The 1234-nt window shown below is 55.8% G+C and carries 3 protein-coding genes and 1 pseudogene; 2 read left to right on the top strand and 2 right to left on the bottom strand.

Annotated elements, in window-relative coordinates:
- Positions 1-146, top strand: a pseudogene (locus ACDP63_RS24890) (IS5/IS1182 family transposase); the annotation flags it as partial.
- Between the two features lie 30 nt (positions 147-176).
- Here ACDP63_RS24890 and ACDP63_RS24895 read toward each other — a convergent pair.
- Both ACDP63_RS24895 and ACDP63_RS24900 read right to left on the bottom strand, forming a co-directional pair.
- The gene (locus ACDP63_RS24895; RefSeq protein WP_409928858.1) at positions 177-452 is read right to left on the bottom strand and encodes a hypothetical protein; all 276 of its coding nucleotides are present in this window, start codon (positions 450-452) and stop codon (positions 177-179) included.
- Entirely contained in the window at positions 449-697 is a 249-nt protein-coding gene (locus tag ACDP63_RS24900; RefSeq protein ID WP_074991416.1) for a hypothetical protein, read from the bottom strand. The genes ACDP63_RS24895 and ACDP63_RS24900 overlap by 4 nt, the downstream gene beginning before the upstream one ends.
- A gap of 222 nt (positions 698-919) precedes the next feature.
- Here ACDP63_RS24900 and ACDP63_RS24905 point away from each other — a divergent pair.
- Positions 920-1234: hypothetical protein (locus ACDP63_RS24905; RefSeq protein ID WP_409928859.1), on the top strand; the 315-nt coding region annotated here is incomplete at its 3' end.

Consider the following 1234-nt stretch of genomic DNA (forward strand, 5'->3'; position numbering starts at 1 on the left):
AAACGAAGATGCACTGTGTGAAACTGCTGGGGCAGCGCCTCATGGCGCGGGACTTCGACCGACAGGTCGCGGAGCTTCAGGTCCGTATCGCCGTTCTGAACGGCTACACCGCGCTCGGCATCCCTGTCACAGAGCCCGTGGGATAAGTCTGTCCGGGGAAAGGGGAACCCCGGCCATCAGCCGATTTGTGCAACAGAGCCGGTGTTCAGATGCCGTGACAAGGCTGCGATCTCGGCAAGCTGACGCTGCGCGGCAGCCACCCCGTCACGGGCAGCTCCGGCAAGGGACAGAATGTCGCGTAACATCTCGGCACCTTTCCCGACGCAATCCTTTGATATCGATCCAGAACGAACAAGCTCTTGAAAATCGGTTATTCTTTCAAGGGCCGACTCGGCCTTGAACGCGAGAAGATCCTCTCTCGCCTGCTCCAGAAGATATAGCGATTTTGTCATCCGGCCACCCCGTTTCGCCTTTGGAATCCCAGATCGATCCTCCTGGCGATCGCTTCGGAATAGGTTTCGTTCAGCAGCCCTGCAAATTGCGATTCGCCGATGCCGCCTCCGAATTCACCCCTCGCCTGCCCTAGTCCGGCGTATTTTAACATTTCCGCAAGAAATGCCTGCTCGAGGCCGTCTATCACGCCCTGCCTCGATCCGGTTGTCATGCGGGCCGTCCCTGCCGCCAGAACCTTCTCCATGGCACTCTCCTTTCTGAGTAAAATTTTTGACAACTGCTGACTTTAGCCGGTACAAGTAAATATTTGGTAATCTTGCCCTGCCAATGTGACAGCAACTTGATCCACGCAGAGGAGATCCGGGTGGAGGTAGAATTTACGTGTCGCCAGACGGGTACAGCTTCGATTGACGGACGCAATAGCAGCGTTACTTGCCCTGGCGATTGCAGATCTGGCGCTTTTTCCATGTTTTTTGATGATCAGCCGCAGGTTGACACCTCCGCGTGCCAAGCCGATTCGATCCACCATCCCGTCACATTTGAAAATCAGGATGCCGACGCTGATGATGTGGAAGAAGCCGATAATCCGGCTTCAGTCTTGCTGATCGACCGAGGCCTTGCCGCCGATTACAAACCCCTTGACGGTTCGGAGCATGCTGCATCCGCCGATAAAGGACAAGGGCTTTGTTGCGCAAAAGGTGCTTTGGGTATAGTTCCCCTTTCCTTGGACAGACTTATCCTGCGGCCATTGTCGTGGGCGTGCCGAGAGCCGTGTAACGGT

Origin of the sequence: Paracoccus sp. P2, from assembly GCF_046335115.1 — a bacterium.
In the GTDB taxonomy this organism is placed as follows: domain Bacteria; phylum Pseudomonadota; class Alphaproteobacteria; order Rhodobacterales; family Rhodobacteraceae; genus Paracoccus; species Paracoccus pantotrophus.

Excerpts from the sequence above, each read along its gene's own strand:
- ACDP63_RS24895 (WP_409928858.1), bottom strand. The coding sequence starts at position 452 with ATGACAAAATCGCTATATCTTCTGGAGCAGGCGAGAGAGGATCTTCTC.
- ACDP63_RS24900 (WP_074991416.1), bottom strand. The coding sequence starts at position 697 with ATGGAGAAGGTTCTGGCGGCAGGGACGGCCCGCATGACAACCGGATCG.